This is a genomic window from Achromobacter spanius, from assembly GCF_002966795.1.
GTDB lineage: Bacteria > Pseudomonadota > Gammaproteobacteria > Burkholderiales > Burkholderiaceae_B > Achromobacter > Achromobacter spanius_D.
In genome coordinates this window covers 6,135,099-6,149,037 of record NZ_CP023270.1, presented here as the reverse complement: position 1 = coordinate 6,149,037, position 13,939 = coordinate 6,135,099, and the positions used below count along the sequence as shown (strand labels likewise).

Sequence of the window (13,939 nt, the reverse complement as noted above, 5' to 3'; positions counted from 1 at the left end):
GCGCGCGCCGGTTGCGGTCATCCGGCATTTCGCCAGACGGGCCGGGCGGTTAACATCGTTTCTTTTTTCCGCACGCTGAGTCCCGCCATGTCCGCACGCACTGAAACCCACGCTTTCGCCGGCCCCGCCGGCCGAATCGATTGCGCCATCGACTGGCCCGCCGACACGCCGCGCGGCTGGGCGCTGGTGCTGCATCCGCACCCGCTGCAGGGCGGCGCGCGCGAGAACAAGGTGGTCACGACCCTGTCGCGCGCCTGCGTGCAGCACGGTCTGGTGGCGGTGCGCCCCAACTTCCGCGGCGTCGGCCAGTCCGAAGGCGCGTTCGACAAATCCGTCGGCGAAACCCAGGACATGTTGGCCGTGGTCGCGCAAATGCGCGAACTGCATCCCGAACTGGCGCAGGCGCCGTGGGTGCTGGCGGGCTTTTCGTTCGGCACCGCGGTTGCCGCGCAGACCTACGCCGCGCTGGCGGAGGCGGGCGAAGCCGTGCTGCCGTCGGCGCTGATGCTGATGGGGCCGGCCGTCAACCGCTTCCAGTCGCACGAAGTGCAAGTGCCTGACGACACGCTGATGGTGCATGGCGAAGAAGACGAAGTGGTGCCGCTGTCCGAAGCCATGGACTGGGCGCGGCCGCGCTCGATTCCGGTGGTGGTGGTGCCGGGCGCTTCGCATTTCTTCCACGGCAAGCTGCTGGTGCTGCGCCAGCTGGTGCAGGCCCGGTTGAAGGTTGCGCTGGACTGAAACCGGCCTCGCGGCAGTCTGCAGGTTGCATCAGGTTGCATGTTTTAGGCGCGTGGGGAACCCCGCGCGGCCAGGATGGGTCTGATCGACTGCCTATAATTGTCAGCCACTTGCCCCGCGCCGGCGGGCGTCATTCCTGGACCCACGTTGCCGATGAAGAAATTGCCTCACTCCGCTCAATCCCCCGTTGTCTTTACCCGCCGCCTCGTTTCAGGCGCGGTGTTGTCAGCGATGCTGGCGGCCTCCATGCCAGCTTGGGCGCAGCAGGCGCCAGCCGCACCCGCTGCCGCGCCGGCCGCAGCGGCTCAGGCTCCGTCGCCCACGGGCGCGGTGCCGGTCGGCGATGTTTCGGCCGTCCCGGCGCCCACCATCGCGGCCAAGGCCTGGATCGTCGTCGATGTGAACAGCGGCCAGACGCTGGCCGCATCCAATCCCGACATGAAGGTCGAGCCGGCCTCGCTCACCAAGATCATGACGGCCTACGTCGTGTTCAACGCGCTGGAAGAAAAGCGCCTGACGCTGGAGCAGACCGTGCCGGTGTCCGAGCACGCCTGGCGCACGGGCGGCTCGCGCATGTTCATCGAGCCGCGCAAGCCGGTCACGGTGGACGAACTGAACCAGGGCATGATCGTGCAATCGGGCAACGACGCCTCGGTGGCGCTGGCTGAAGCCGTGGGCGGCAGCGAGTCCGCCTTTGCCGCGCTGATGAACCAGGAAGCCGATCGCCTGGGCATGAAGAACACGCACTTCATGAACGCCACGGGCCTGCCCGATCCGCAGCACATGACCTCCACGCGCGATCTGGCCACGCTCTCGGCGCACCTGATCACCGATCACCCGGACTTCTTCCACTACTACAAGCAGAAGAGCTACACCTACAACAAGATCACGCAGCCCAACCGCAACCGCCTGCTGTGGGCCGACCCGTCGGTTGACGGCATGAAGACCGGCCACACGGATTCGGCCGGCTACTGCCTGGTGTCGACGGCCGTGCGCGGCGACCGCCGCATCCTGGTGGTTGTGGTGGGCACCGACAGCGAAGCGACGCGCGCCGAAGAAAGCCTGAAGCTCCTGAACTGGAGCTTCCAGAACTTCGACACGGTCAAGCTGTTCGACAAGAGCCAGCCCGGCATCGACGCCCGCGTCTGGGAAGGCACCGCCGAAAACGTCAAGCTCGGTCCGCCCAACCCGGTGTCGATCGCCGTGCCGCGCGGCAAGGCAGGCGAACTCAAGCCGGTCGCGCAGCGCACCGATCCGCTCATCGCGCCGCTGGCCAAGGGTCAGCAGGTCGGCACGCTGCAGTTCACGCTGGACGGCAAGGTGCTGCGCACCGAGCCGCTGGTGGTGCAGGACGCCGTCGAACGCGCCGGCTTCTTTGGCCGCATGGTCGACACCGTCAAGCGCTGGTTCCAGTAAATCGGCGCCCCGCGGCCGCAGCCGCGGGTGTAAGCTAGCAGCGGGCGTTTCGTGCGCGAAACGCCCGTTTTGCATTCTTCGGGGGCGAGCCGCACGGCTCGTCCCTGTTCCATTTCAAATTCAGGAGTGCCTCATGATTCCGGGCGTGCCGGGCGAAAGCCAGGTGTATCTCAACGGTGAATTTCTGCGCGTGGACGAGGCCAAGGTCTCCGTCCTGGACCGCGGCTTCATTTTCGGCGACGGCATCTACGAAGTCGTCCCCGTGTACCAAGGCAATGCGTTTCGCATGGCCGAACACCTCGACCGCCTTGATCGCAGCCTGGCTGCCTTGCGCATCGCGCCGCCGTTCGACCGCAGCGCGTGGATCGACCTGATCCAGCAACTGCTGGACCGCTCCAACCTGGACACCTGCATCGTCTACCTGCAGGTGACGCGCGGCGTCGCCAAGCGCGACCATCCGTTCCCCATGCCGGCCGTCACGCCGACGGTGTTCGGCATGATCGCGGCCTGGTCGCCGCCGCCCGCCGCCCAGCGCGAGCAGGGCCTGTCCGCCATCAGCATTCCCGACGAGCGCTGGCTGCACTGCGAGATCAAGTCCGTGTCCTTGCTGGGCAACGTGCTGGCCAAGCAGCAGGCCGTTGACGCCCATGTCGACGAGGTTCTGCAGTTCCGCGACGGCTATCTGACCGAAGGCGCGTCCACCAACATCTGGGTGGTCTCCGGCGGCAAGCTGCTGGCGCCGCCCAAGAACAACCTGATCCTCGAAGGCATCCGCTACGGCCTGATGGGCGAACTGGCCGCCGAGGCCGGCATCCCGTTCGAGTCGCGCCGCATCTCGCAGGAAGAGGTGGAGCAGGCCGACGAGCTGATGCTGTCGTCCGCCACCAAGGAAGTGCTGGCCATCGTGTCGCTGGACGGCAAGCCCGTGGGTACGGGCAAGCCCGGCCCTGTTTTTGAACAATTGCGTGCGGGTTATGATGCCCGCATCGCCGCGCTGTAGTCCTGGCGCGGGGCGGCCCACTCGCTTTGACCCAGCGGCGGCCGCCCGCCCCGGCGCCCGTCGGCACTTGCCGGCGCGCCGCTTGCCCCCATATAAGAACATTCAGGGGCAACTCTTTTTAGGCACATCATGCACATTCCGCCCGAAGATTCTTTGATCGAATATCCCAGCGACTTTCCCATCAAGGTCATGGGCAAGCAGCATCCCGAGTTTGCGCAGACGCTGACCGAGGTCGTGTTGCAGTTCGATCCCGGGTTCGACGCCGCGACGGTCGAAATGCGCCCCAGCAAGGGCGGCAACTACCTCGGCCTGACCTTCACGGTGCGCGCGACCTCGCGCGAGCAACTGGACGCGCTGTACCGGGCGCTGCATGGCCACCCCATGGTGTCCATCGTCCTGTAAGGCAAGACCGCTGTGATCAAGTGGCTCGCGCGGCCGGCGGACTATCTGCCGGTCTGGCAGGACATGCAGGCGTACACCAGCCAGCGCGACGCCGGCACGCCCGATGAAATCTGGTTGTGCGAACACCTGCCGGTCTACACGCTGGGCCAGGCGGGCCTGCCGGAACACGTGCTCAACCCCGGCAACATTCCCATCGTCCATTGCGATCGCGGCGGCCAAGTGACCTATCACGGCCCCGGCCAGGTCATGGCGTACGCGCTGTTCGACCTGCGCCGCGCCGACATGTACGTGAAGGAATACGTGGCGCTGCTGGAATCCGCCGTCATCGACACGCTTGATCAGTTGGGCGTGGGCGGGGCCTGTCGCAAGCCCGGCGCGCCGGGCGTCTACGTGCCGCATCCCGAAGGCGGCGAGCTGGCCAAGATTGCCGCGCTGGGCATCAAGATCCGCAACGGCCGCGCGTATCACGGCGTGTCGCTGAACGTCGAGATGGATCTGGCGCCGTTCCTGGGCATCAACCCCTGTGGCTACGAAGGCTTGCGCACCGTCGACATGGCGGCCTGTGGCGTGCGCTGCACGCCCACCGAAACGGGCGATGCGCTGGCGCACAATCTTGCGCACGCATGGCATCGCCGAAGGAGCGCGAATTGAAGACCTACACCGCGGCCGACGTCGCCGCCACCACGCCCGAGCAGCTTGCCCGCCTGCGCGAATCCGGACCGCCCGAGGAATACGCCGCGTGGATCCGCGCCGCCGCCGAATTGGGGCTGACCGAGGCGCAGACCATCTACGGACAGATGCTGCTGGATGGCGTGGGCGTCGAGCGCCAGCCCGCCGAGGGACTGGCGTGGTTCAAGCGCGCGGCGCACGCCGATCATCCCATGGCCATCAACATGGTGGGACGCTGCTATGAAAACGGCTGGGGCGTGCCGGCCGACGATACGGTCGCGGCGTACTGGTTCCGCCGGGCCGCCGACACGGGTCTGGATTGGGGCCTGTACAACTACGCCCACCTGCTGCGCACGGGCCGCGGCGGCGTGACGCAGAACCAGGCCGCGGCGTTGGCGATGTACCAGCAGGCCGCGCAGGCCGGCCACGTGAAGTCGATCGGCGTGGTGGGCCGCTACCACGAGGCCGGCGACGTCATCCCGCAAGACCTGGAACGTGCGTTCGATTGCTACCGGCGCTGCGCCGAAGGCGGCGACTTCCGGGGCATGTTCCATCTGGGCCGGATGCTGCTGCTGCAAGGCAAAAAGGAAGACGCCGTGCAGTGGCTGGTGCGCGTGCCCGAAACCGCCACGCCGGCGTTCCTGAAGGAAGCCAACGGCATGCTGGAGGGCTGCGGCTTTCCGGCGCTGTACGAAACCGCGGATTGACGCGGTTCAGGTGCTGAGGCGCGGCTCCAGCACCACGTCCATCATGTCGTGCTGGCCGGCGCCCCGCTCGCCCTCCAGCCGATCCAGCAGCAGCTGACCGGCGCGGCGCCCCAGTTCGGCGGCATCCACGCCCACCGTGGTCAGACCCTGCACCCACTGCACGGCGCTGCCGTCGTCCGAAAATCCCAGCACGGCCAGATCCTGCGGCACGTGCAGGTCGCGGTTGTGCGCTTCCGAGACGGCGGCGGCGGCCAGCAGATCGTTCGTGCAGAACACCGCATCGAAGATCGTATTGGTGGCCAGCAGGCGCAGAAAGGCCATGCGGCCGTCGTTCAGGTGCTGGACCTCGGGATGCACGATGTCGGCGACCAGCTCCAGTCCCAGCGCCGCCGCGCTGCCGATGAAGCCCTCGCGGCGGCCGCGCTCCCAGGGCGTGTCGGCGCTGATGCAGGCGACTCGCGGATGGCGCTTTTCGGCCAGGTGACGGGCCGCCATCCGGCCGGCCTCGGCATTGTCGATGGAGACCGCGCTGTCCATCGTCTGCGGCGACACGCTCCAGGTTTCGACCACCGGGATTTCCAATGCGGCCAGCGCGGCGCGCAGCGCGGCGTCTTCCAGCGGGCCGATGGCCAGGGCCGCCACCGGGCGCAAGGCCTCCAGCAGCGGCAGCGTGGCGGCGGCCTGCCAGGGCGCCGCCGCGAGGTAATAGCCCGCGGGGCCAAGCCGCTCGCTGCACGCCTGCAGGGCGCGGGCGGCGGGGCCGACATCGAGACGGGCGGCAATCAGGGCGATGGGGGCGGGCGAGGTCAGCGAAGGCATGGCAGATGGCGGGAAATACGTCAGGCCAGACGATAACCCACGGCCGCCGGTCGCCGGGGGCGCCGGACCCGGGGGGGCGGACCTCGGGGCGGCGGATCGCGCCGCGAAGGGTAAAATGCCTTTTTTCTCCCAGACCCGGCGCCTTCCCGCGCCGGTCACGAAGGTGTCCCATGTCCACGCTCGCCGAGTCTCCTGTGCCCTCGAACGAATCCGCCGCCGCGCCCGCGGAAGCGGTCTACGATCCGACGCAAAAGCAGAAATCGCAGGCCAAGACGGCGCGCATTCCCATCAAGATCATTCCGGCCGAGCGCCTGAAGAAGCCCGAATGGATCCGCGTGAAGGCCGCCGCGCCCGGTTCGCGCTTCTACGACATCAAGCGCATCCTGCGCGAGCACAACCTGCACACGGTCTGTGAAGAGGCCTCGTGCCCGAACATCGGCGAGTGCTTCGGCAAGGGCACCGCGACCTTCATGATCATGGGCGACAAGTGCACGCGCCGCTGCCCGTTCTGTGACGTGGGCCACGGCCGGCCCGACCCGCTGGACACGAAAGAGCCCGAAAACCTGGCACGCACCATCGCTGCCATGAAGCTGTCGTACGTGGTGATCACCTCGGTCGACCGCGACGACCTGCGCGACGGCGGCGCCGGCCACTTCGTCGACTGCATCACCCATATCCGCGAACTGTCGCCCACCACCCGCATCGAGGTGCTGGTGCCCGACTTCCGCGGCCGCCTGGACCGCGCGCTGACCATCCTGAACGCCGGTCCCCCGGACGTCATGAACCACAACCTGGAAACCGTGCCGCGTCTGTACAAGCAGGCGCGCCCGGGCTCGGACTACCTGCACTCGCTCAAGCTGCTGGCCGAATTCAAGAAGCTGCATCCGGAAGTGCCCACCAAGTCCGGCCTGATGCTGGGCCTGGGCGAGACCGACGAGGAAATCCTGCAGGTGATGCGCGACATGCGCGATCACAACGTCGACATGCTCACGATCGGCCAGTACCTGCAGCCGTCGGAACACCACCTGCCGGTGCTGCGCTATGTGCACCCCGACACGTTTGCGATGTTCGAGCGCGAAGCGTATGCAATGGGCTTCTCGCACGCGGCGGTCGGCGCGATGGTGCGGTCTTCGTACCATGCGGACGAACAGGCGCATGCCGCTGGCGTGAATTGATCGCCTGAGCGGTCAGGGCGCGGCGCGTTGCGTTGCGCCTTGCCCGCTACGCCTGCGAGAAAAAGTCTTCGACGCCGCAGGCAACCAGTTCATCCAGGCTCTGGTCCACATACGTGGTCCAGGCCGCCGGTGTGAAGCCGGCCGCCACCGTCAGCGTCCGCGTGTCCAGCCGTGAATTGCGCGGCCGCGGGGCAGGGGCCGCGTAATCGGCCGACGACACGGCCCCAATCTGCGCCGGTCCGAGTTTCAGACGAATGCCTCGCGCAATGGCGCCTGCCACCAGGTATTGCGCATAGCCGTGCCAACTGGTCGAGCCGGCGGCAGCGACGTGATACAAGCCCGCAGGCAAAGCCTGCTGCCGATGGCGCGCGATGCACAACGTCGTGGTCTGTGCGATCAGCGACGCGGGCGTCGGCGTGCCGTGCTGGTCCGCCACGACATTCAACGATTCACGGGACCGGGCCAGATTCAAGATCGTCCGGAAGAAATTGCGCCCGTGCAGCGAATGGATCCAGCTGCAGCGCAACACCAAAGCCTCGCACCCGCTTGCGGCAATGGCGCGCTCGCCTGCCAGTTTCGTGGCGCCATACACGTTGATGGGGTGGGGCGCGTCGGCTTCGGTATAGGGCCGCGCGAGGGCGCCGTCAAAGACGTAATCGGTGGAGTAATGAACGAGCAGGGCGCCGCTGGCCGCGGCATGCTGCGCCAGCGCCGCGACCGCCAGCGTGTTCACCGCTGCGGCCGCGTCGGGTTCGCGCTCGGCCTGATCGACCGCCGTCCAGGCGGCCGCGTTGACGATGATGTCGGGGCGATGCGCGTCCAGCGTCGCGGCGATGGCCGCGTGGTCACGCAGATCGAGTGCGTCGCGGCCCAGCGCCGTGACATCGCCCACCGCCGGCAGGACTGCCTGCAGCGCACGGCCTACCTGGCCGTCCTTGCCGAGCAACAGGATGTTTGGCATGGGCGCTGGTTCCCGAAGACTTGGGCAGGCTAGCGGCGCGCCTGCGCGCCTGCCCAGAACGTGTCCTGCTGACCCAGTTGCCGGTTGATGTAGCGCGCCAGCACGAACATCAGGTCCGACAGCCGATTCAGATATTGCCGGACCGGGGCGTTGACGCTTTCCACGCCGGCCAGCGCCACCACCGCCCGTTCGGCACGCCGCGCCACCGTGCGCGCCATGTGCGCCACCGCCGCCGGCCGCGAGCCGCCAGGCAGGATGAATTCGCGCAGCGGCGGCAGCGCCGCGTTGTAGTGCGCCAGTCGTGCATCCAGATGGGCAACCTGCGCTTGCGTGACCGCGACATGGCCCGGGATGCAAAGCTCCGCGCCCATGTCGAACAGATCGTGCTGGATGGCGAGCAGGTCGGCGGACACGTCTTCGGGCAGGGTTTCGGTGAGCAGCAGGCCGATGACGCTGTTCAGTTCGTCCACGTCGCCCAGGGCGGCGATGCGGGGGGCGTCCTTGGGGATTCGGGACCCGTCCCCGAGCCCGGTGGTGCCATCGTCGCCGGTGCGGGTGGCAATGACGGATAAGCGGTTGGCCATGGTTTCTTTGATTCGGTGAGAAGAGTTGGAGGCTTGCTTCCGACGGTAAGCGCAGCCCGCGCGCAGGGCCGCCCCGCAATCAGCCGTCAGGATTGTTGCGCCGTGGCAGCGGAACTGTTGCATTCGCGCAGTATCCTAGCACTGTAAAAAGCGGCAGGAGCGCGCTCGGCGCCCGCCCGCTTGGACCGCAGAAGGAGGTTACATATGGGTTTTAACCGCAAGTACGCAACGCCCATGGCCGTTGCCACCGCAATGGCTGTCGTGTCGCTGGCGACGCCGATCGCATTCGCGCAGCAGGCCGACGCCACCGGCGAGGTGCGGCGCGTGGACGCCGCGGCGGGCAAGGTCACGATCAAGCATGATGCCATCAAGGCGCTGGACCTGCCGGCGATGTCGCTGGTCTATCAGGCTGATCCGGCGCTGTTGGCCAACATCAAGGCGGGCGACAAGGTGCGCTTCACCGCCACGCGAAAGGACGGCAAGTATGTCGTGACGGCGATCACCAACTGACGCCTTCCCCATGAAAAACCCCGCCGCAAATGGCTTGCGGCGGGGTTTTTTGCGTCTGCGGCGGGTTGCTTGAACCCGGGGCGTCAGAGCACGTAGCGGGCCAGATCCTGGCTGCTGGCGGCTTCGGCCAATTGCGCGTTGACGTAGGCGGCGTCGATCTTGACGTGCTTGTCCTGGCTGGACGTGGCGTCAAAGGAAAGCTCGTCGAGCAGCTTTTCCATCACCGTGTACAGACGGCGGGCGCCGATGTTCTCGGTGGTTTCGTTGACCTCGAACGCCAGCTCGGCCAGGCGGCGCACGCCTTCGTCGGTGAACTCGAGCGCGACGTCCTCGGTGGCCATCAGCGCCGTGTACTGCTTGGTCAGCGACGCATCCGTGTCGGACAGGATGCGCACGAAGTCCTCGGCGGTGAGGGATTCGAGTTCGACGCGGATCGGGAAGCGGCCCTGCAGCTCGGGGATCAGGTCGGACGGACGCGCCAGGTGGAAGGCGCCCGACGCGATGAACAGGATGTGGTCGGTGCGGACCATGCCGTAACGCGTGTTGACGGTGGTGCCTTCAACGAGCGGCAGCAGGTCGCGCTGCACGCCCTGGCGCGAGACATCGGCGCCGCCGGACTCCTGGCGGGCAGCGATCTTGTCGATTTCGTCCAGGAAGACGATGCCGTTCTGCTCGACGTTGGTGATGGCAACGCTGCGCAGGTCTTCTTCGTTGACGCGCTTGGCGGCTTCTTCGTCGACGACGAGCTTGAAGGCTTCGCGCACCTTCATCTTCTTGGGCTTTTTCTTGTCGCGCGCCATGCCCGCGAACATGCCGCGCAGCTGCTCGGCCATTTCTTCCATGCCGGGGGGCGTCATGACGTCCATTTGCGGCACGGTCTGGGCGACTTCGATCTCGATTTCCAGATCGTCGATCTTGCCTTCGCGAAGGCGCTTGCGGAAGGTCTGGCGAGCACTGTTGTCCTCGCCGCGCTGCGGTTCACCCGAGGCGCCGCGGGGCGGCGGCACCAGGGCGTCCAGGATGCGGTCTTCGGCGGCGTCCTCGGCCTGGGTGCGCACGCGGCGCATTTCCAGTTCGCGGGTCTGCTTGATGGAGTATTCCGTCAGGTCGCGGATGATGGTGTCCACGTCGCGGCCCACGTAGCCGACCTCGGTGAACTTGGTGGCTTCGATCTTGATGAACGGCGCGTTGGCCAGCTTGGCCAGGCGGCGCGCGATCTCGGTCTTGCCGACGCCCGTCGGGCCGATCATCAGGATGTTCTTGGGATGGATTTCGTGGCGCAGGGGCTCGGCGACCTGCTGACGGCGCCAGCGGTTGCGCAGCGCCACCGCGACCGCGCGCTTGGCGCGGTTCTGGCCGACGATGTACTTGTCGAGTTCGGAGACGATCTCTCCGGGCGTCATGTTGGATGCGGACATGAGGGCGAATCCTTGAAGCTAGGGCGGGCTGGGAGGGCGCCGCGGCGCAGGCTGCGCGGCGCGGCAGGCGTCAGTCGCCCAGCGTTTCGATGACGTGATTCTGGTTGGTGTAGATGCACAGGTCGCCGGCGATCTCGAGCGATTGCTTGATGATCGTCTCGGGCGGCAGGTCGGTGTTGCGCAGCAGCGCCAGCGCGGCCGACTGGGCATAAGCGCCGCCGGAGCCGATGGCGGCCAGGCCGTGCTCGGGCTCCAGGACGTCGCCGTTGCCGGTGAGCACCAGCGTGTGCTCGGCGTCGGCCACGATCAGCATGGCTTCCAGACGGCGCAGGACGCGGTCGGTGCGCCAGTCGCGGGTCAGTTCGACCGCGGCGCGCATCAGGTTGCCCTGGTGTTTTTCGAGCTTGGCTTCGAAGCGCTCCTGCAGCGTGAACGCATCGGCGGTGGCGCCGGCAAAGCCAGCGAGAATCTTGTCGTGGTACAGGCGGCGAATCTTGCGGGCAGTGCCCTTGATGACGATGTTGCCCAGGGTGACCTGGCCATCGCCGCCCAGCGCGACGCGGTTGCCGCGGCGCACACACACGATGGTGGTGGCGTGAAATTGTTCCATGCGTTCCTTCCGTTGAAAGTTTTAGCTGGGGGCGTTCGCGGGGATATCAAGGTCTGGGGAACGGTGTCTGACACCTGTGACTTTACCGGCGCCCGGCGATAAAAAAGGCCATGCGGTAAACCGGCATGGCCTTTCAGGGACGGAGCGGATGCGGATAGATCAGTCGCCGTACAGCTTTTGACGCATTTCGCGGCGTTCCTGCGCTTCGAGCGACAGGGTGGCCGTGGGGCGGGCGAGCAGACGGGGGATGCCGATGGGCTCGCCCGTTTCTTCACACCAGCCGTATTCGCCGCTGTCGATGCGGGCGATGGACTGCTGCACCTTCTTGAGCAGCTTGCGCTCGCGGTCGCGGGTGCGCAGTTCCAGGGCGTGCTCTTCCTCGATGGTGGCGCGGTCGGCGGGATCCGGCACGAATTGCGTTTCACGCAGGTGCTCGGTGGTCTCGCCGGCGTTGGCCAGAATGTCTTGCTCGAGTTGTTTGAGCCGTTCCTTGAAGAACGCCAGTTGGCGGTCGTTCATGTAGTCCGACTCGGGCATGGCCAGCAATTCCTTCTCGCTGGGCAGATCAATCGCCGTATCGCTCGTCGACTTACTTGATTTTTTGGTTGCTGCCTTGGTAGCCATGTAAACACTCCACTATGAATCGATCCTGGCGCGGGCGTCCGTCCCGGTCCGTGTTATTTGTTGCCTACGCTATTCGTACCTCACAGTACTGCCTTCGTCGCATCGCGTCACGCAGGAATGGGGATTACCCCGCCAGGCACTGCTCCAAGCCCCGGGTAAAAATCTCCTGGGGCAGCTTGCGTCCGATGAACACCATCTTGGTGGACGGTTTTTCGGCCGCGGTCCACGGCTTGCCGGGTTCGGCGCCCATCATCATGTGCACACCCTGGAACAACATGCGGCGGTTGATGCCCTTCATGTACAGGATGCCCTTGTAGCGCATCAGGTCGGGGCCATAGACCTGCACGACGCCGCCCAGAAATTCCTCAAGGCGCGCGGGATCGAACGGCTTGTTGGAACGGAACACGAACGCGCCGATTTCGTCGTCGTGCTTGGGGTGGTGGTGATGGGCATGATTGCAGTGCGCGCCGCAGTCGCCGTCGTGGTCATGATCGTGATCGTGGTCATGGCCATGGCCGTGATCATGGTCGTGATCGTGCCCGTGGGCGTGGTTGTGCGCGGCGTCCGGATGCTCATCGGCCAGGAACTCCGGGTCGATGTCCAGAATGGAATTCAGGTTGAAGCCGCTGATGTCGATGATGGACTTGAGGTCGACGTCGCCGAAGTTGACGGCGGTGATCGGCGCGCGCGGGTTCATGTGAACCAGGCGGTGGCGCAGCGCTTCGTAGTCGACTTCGTTGACCAGGTCTTTCTTCGAGATCAGGATGCGGTCGGCGAAACCGACCTGCTTTTGGGCTTCGGGTTGTTCGTCGAGCGTGGACATGCCGTGCTTGGCATCGACCACGGTGACCACCGCATCCAGGCGGTAGTACTCGGCGATGTCGTCATCCATGAAGAACGTCTGGCACACGGGGCCGGGGTTGGCCATGCCGGTGGTTTCGAGGATGACGCGTTCAAACGTCAGTTCGCCAGCTTCGCGCTTGGCGCGCAGCTCGGACAGCGTGCGCATCAGGTCGCCGCGCACCGTGCAGCAGACGCAACCGTTGGACAGCTCGATGATTTCTTCGTCGCTGTCCTGCACGAGCAGGTCGTTGTCGATGCTTTCGGGTCCGAACTCGTTTTCGATGACGGCGACGCGGCGGCCATGGAATTCGGTCAGGATGCGTTTGAGCAGGGTGGTCTTGCCCGCACCGAGGAAGCCGGTGAGGATGGTGACGGGAACCATTTTGTCCAAACTGCGCGGGGTGTTCATGGCGAAGCTGCTAGCGTGATGTCAGGGCGTGAAACACAGCGCCTGACGGGGTTTTCAGTCCCTGCCGATTGATGTCTGCCACAGGCTGCGATAGCCACCGATAGCGGCCGGACGCAGGATTACAGCACAGTCGGGGGCAGGGGGCAAACCCCGGGCCAACCCGGGGGGCCATGGCCGCCAGATGGCAGCCGAACGCCGTCAAGTATCGGGCGATAACTCTATTTTGGGGCGGTTTGCCCGATTTCAAGGGAGAGCCGGCGGCGGGGAGTCGGCGGGCCTGGAACGGCTCGGCCGGACGGGCGCATCGAAAGGATGAAACGCCCAGGGGGATATCCCCCAATCAGTGGTGATGGTGGTGGTGACCCGCGTCGGCCGGCTGCGTCTTCTGGCACTGCGGGCACAGCGCGCGGATCTCGGTTTCGTGGGTGGCCAGCGCATAGCCCGTCTGGGCAACGCGTTCGGCCAGCTGGCGGCTCATGGCCGGGTCGGAGACTTCTGCGACCGCGCCGCAACCGGTACAGACGACGAGCAGGTCGTGCGGCGCGCCGCCGGCGTCGTGGCAGGCGCTCCAGGCGTTGACGGCGTCCAGGCGGTGAATCAGGCCTTCGTCCATCAGGAAGTCCAGGGCGCGGTACACCGTGGGGGGCGCGGCGCCCGGATGGACGGCGCGCATGGCGTCCAGCAGCTCGTAGGCCTTCAGGCTGCGGCCATGGCGCAGCAGCAGTTCGAGGACCTTGCGGCGGATGGGGGTAAGACGGCGTCCACGCTGCGCGCACAGCGTTTCGGCGACGCTGAGCTGAGCGCCAACGCTGTCGTTGCGGGGTGGACGGGACGGAGCGGACATGGCGGGCTTTATCTGAATGGGGAGCGCGCGCGACGCGCGCGCGAGATGCCTGGAAGGTAGCAGAAAACCCCCGCGTGCGGGAACCGGCCCTGACGTCGTCATGGTTTAGTTATGATATAACATAATAAAAAGCCTTCGCCGATTTCCGTTGTTGCCTGCCATGTCTCATTTTTCGCTCCTGCCCCCGCGGCCCGGCGCCGCGCCCGG

The 13,939-nt window shown here is 66.3% G+C and carries 16 protein-coding genes; 8 read left to right on the top strand and 8 right to left on the bottom strand.

Annotated features, from left to right (window positions below; all coding sequences use genetic code 11):
* Positions 1 to 87: 87 nt before the first annotated feature.
* The 6 genes from CLM73_RS27910 (at position 88) to CLM73_RS27885 (ending at position 4,935) form a co-directional block, all read left to right on the top strand.
* Positions 88 to 741, top strand: a complete 654-nt coding sequence (locus tag CLM73_RS27910; protein WP_105241190.1) for an alpha/beta hydrolase — start codon at positions 88 to 90, stop codon at positions 739 to 741.
* 153 nt (positions 742 to 894) lie between these two features.
* Entirely contained in the window at positions 895 to 2,157 is a 1,263-nt protein-coding gene (locus CLM73_RS27905) for a D-alanyl-D-alanine carboxypeptidase family protein (RefSeq protein ID WP_105241189.1), read from the top strand.
* A 133-nt stretch (positions 2,158 to 2,290) separates the two neighbouring features.
* Positions 2,291 to 3,157 carry a D-amino acid aminotransferase gene (locus CLM73_RS27900; RefSeq protein ID WP_105241188.1) on the top strand — a complete coding sequence of 289 codons (867 nt, stop codon included), beginning with the start codon at positions 2,291 to 2,293 and terminating at the stop codon, positions 3,155 to 3,157.
* Positions 3,158 to 3,286: 129 nt separating this feature from the next.
* Positions 3,287 to 3,559: a YbeD family protein gene (locus CLM73_RS27895; RefSeq protein ID WP_105241187.1), complete on the top strand. Its 273-nt coding sequence runs from the start codon at positions 3,287 to 3,289 to the stop codon at positions 3,557 to 3,559.
* Between the two features lie 12 nt (positions 3,560 to 3,571).
* The gene (lipB, locus tag CLM73_RS27890) at positions 3,572 to 4,210 is read left to right on the top strand and encodes a lipoyl(octanoyl) transferase LipB (protein ID WP_105241186.1); all 639 of its coding nucleotides are present in this window, start codon (positions 3,572 to 3,574) and stop codon (positions 4,208 to 4,210) included.
* Positions 4,207 to 4,935 (top strand): tetratricopeptide repeat protein, encoded by a 729-nt coding sequence (locus tag CLM73_RS27885; protein WP_105241754.1) that lies wholly within the window; start codon positions 4,207 to 4,209, stop codon positions 4,933 to 4,935. Before lipB ends, CLM73_RS27885 begins: the two co-directional genes overlap by 4 nt.
* Positions 4,936 to 4,941: 6 nt before the next feature.
* Here CLM73_RS27885 and CLM73_RS27880 read toward each other — a convergent pair whose 3' ends face one another.
* Positions 4,942 to 5,754, bottom strand: a complete 813-nt coding sequence (locus CLM73_RS27880) for a LacI family DNA-binding transcriptional regulator (protein ID WP_105241185.1) — start codon at positions 5,752 to 5,754, stop codon at positions 4,942 to 4,944.
* A 170-nt stretch (positions 5,755 to 5,924) separates the two neighbouring features.
* Between CLM73_RS27880 and lipA the strand changes: the two genes are divergently transcribed.
* Entirely contained in the window at positions 5,925 to 6,929 is a 1,005-nt protein-coding gene (lipA, locus tag CLM73_RS27875; RefSeq protein ID WP_105241184.1) for a lipoyl synthase, read from the top strand.
* 46 nt (positions 6,930 to 6,975) lie between these two features.
* Here the strand turns inward: lipA and rfbD are convergent, their stop codons facing one another.
* On the bottom strand, positions 6,976 to 7,890 hold the full coding sequence (gene rfbD, locus CLM73_RS27870) for a dTDP-4-dehydrorhamnose reductase (RefSeq protein WP_105241183.1): 915 nt from the start codon (positions 7,888 to 7,890) through the stop codon (positions 6,976 to 6,978).
* A 29-nt stretch (positions 7,891 to 7,919) separates the two neighbouring features.
* Entirely contained in the window at positions 7,920 to 8,474 is a 555-nt protein-coding gene (locus CLM73_RS27865) for a cob(I)yrinic acid a,c-diamide adenosyltransferase (RefSeq protein ID WP_105241182.1), read from the bottom strand.
* A 204-nt stretch (positions 8,475 to 8,678) separates the two neighbouring features.
* On the opposite strand from CLM73_RS27865, the gene CLM73_RS27860 reads away from it, so the two are divergent.
* The gene (locus CLM73_RS27860; RefSeq protein ID WP_105241181.1) at positions 8,679 to 8,984 is read left to right on the top strand and encodes a copper-binding protein; all 306 of its coding nucleotides are present in this window, start codon (positions 8,679 to 8,681) and stop codon (positions 8,982 to 8,984) included.
* Between the two features lie 83 nt (positions 8,985 to 9,067).
* Here CLM73_RS27860 and hslU read toward each other — a convergent pair whose 3' ends face one another.
* From hslU to CLM73_RS27835, 5 genes are all read right to left on the bottom strand, one after another.
* A complete protein-coding gene (hslU, locus tag CLM73_RS27855) occupies positions 9,068 to 10,402 on the bottom strand; it encodes an ATP-dependent protease ATPase subunit HslU (protein ID WP_105241180.1) in 1,335 nt (444 codons plus the stop codon).
* Positions 10,403 to 10,472: 70 nt separating this feature from the next.
* Positions 10,473 to 11,012 (bottom strand): ATP-dependent protease subunit HslV, encoded by a 540-nt coding sequence (gene hslV, locus CLM73_RS27850; RefSeq protein WP_056327243.1) that lies wholly within the window; start codon positions 11,010 to 11,012, stop codon positions 10,473 to 10,475.
* Between the two features lie 159 nt (positions 11,013 to 11,171).
* Positions 11,172 to 11,636, bottom strand: coding sequence for an RNA polymerase-binding protein DksA (dksA, locus tag CLM73_RS27845; protein WP_056327244.1), 465 nt, complete (start codon positions 11,634 to 11,636; stop codon positions 11,172 to 11,174).
* A 124-nt stretch (positions 11,637 to 11,760) separates the two neighbouring features.
* Entirely contained in the window at positions 11,761 to 12,888 is a 1,128-nt protein-coding gene (locus CLM73_RS27840; RefSeq protein ID WP_105241179.1) for a CobW family GTP-binding protein, read from the bottom strand.
* 340 nt (positions 12,889 to 13,228) lie between these two features.
* Positions 13,229 to 13,732, bottom strand: a complete 504-nt coding sequence (locus CLM73_RS27835) for a Fur family transcriptional regulator (protein WP_056327248.1) — start codon at positions 13,730 to 13,732, stop codon at positions 13,229 to 13,231.
* Positions 13,733 to 13,939: the final 207 nt, after the last annotated feature.

What these genes read in the sequence shown, in the direction of transcription:
- CLM73_RS27865 (WP_105241182.1), bottom strand. Translation starts at nt 8,474, where the DNA reads ATGGCCAACCGCTTATCCGTCATTGCCACCCGCACCGGCGACGATGGC.
- hslU (WP_105241180.1), bottom strand. Translation starts at nt 10,402, where the DNA reads ATGTCCGCATCCAACATGACGCCCGGAGAGATCGTCTCCGAACTCGAC.
- hslV (WP_056327243.1), bottom strand. Translation starts at nt 11,012, where the DNA reads ATGGAACAATTTCACGCCACCACCATCGTGTGTGTGCGCCGCGGCAAC.
- CLM73_RS27840 (WP_105241179.1), bottom strand. Translation starts at nt 12,888, where the DNA reads ATGAACACCCCGCGCAGTTTGGACAAAATGGTTCCCGTCACCATCCTC.
- CLM73_RS27905 (WP_105241189.1), top strand. Translation starts at nt 895, where the DNA reads ATGAAGAAATTGCCTCACTCCGCTCAATCCCCCGTTGTCTTTACCCGC.
- CLM73_RS27895 (WP_105241187.1), top strand. Translation starts at nt 3,287, where the DNA reads ATGCACATTCCGCCCGAAGATTCTTTGATCGAATATCCCAGCGACTTT.
- CLM73_RS27900 (WP_105241188.1), top strand. Translation starts at nt 2,291, where the DNA reads ATGATTCCGGGCGTGCCGGGCGAAAGCCAGGTGTATCTCAACGGTGAA.
- CLM73_RS27835 (WP_056327248.1), bottom strand. Translation starts at nt 13,732, where the DNA reads ATGTCCGCTCCGTCCCGTCCACCCCGCAACGACAGCGTTGGCGCTCAG.
- CLM73_RS27860 (WP_105241181.1), top strand. Translation starts at nt 8,679, where the DNA reads ATGGGTTTTAACCGCAAGTACGCAACGCCCATGGCCGTTGCCACCGCA.
- dksA (WP_056327244.1), bottom strand. Translation starts at nt 11,636, where the DNA reads ATGGCTACCAAGGCAGCAACCAAAAAATCAAGTAAGTCGACGAGCGAT.
- CLM73_RS27910 (WP_105241190.1), top strand. Translation starts at nt 88, where the DNA reads ATGTCCGCACGCACTGAAACCCACGCTTTCGCCGGCCCCGCCGGCCGA.
- rfbD (WP_105241183.1), bottom strand. Translation starts at nt 7,890, where the DNA reads ATGCCAAACATCCTGTTGCTCGGCAAGGACGGCCAGGTAGGCCGTGCG.
- CLM73_RS27880 (WP_105241185.1), bottom strand. Translation starts at nt 5,754, where the DNA reads ATGCCTTCGCTGACCTCGCCCGCCCCCATCGCCCTGATTGCCGCCCGT.
- lipA (WP_105241184.1), top strand. Translation starts at nt 5,925, where the DNA reads ATGTCCACGCTCGCCGAGTCTCCTGTGCCCTCGAACGAATCCGCCGCC.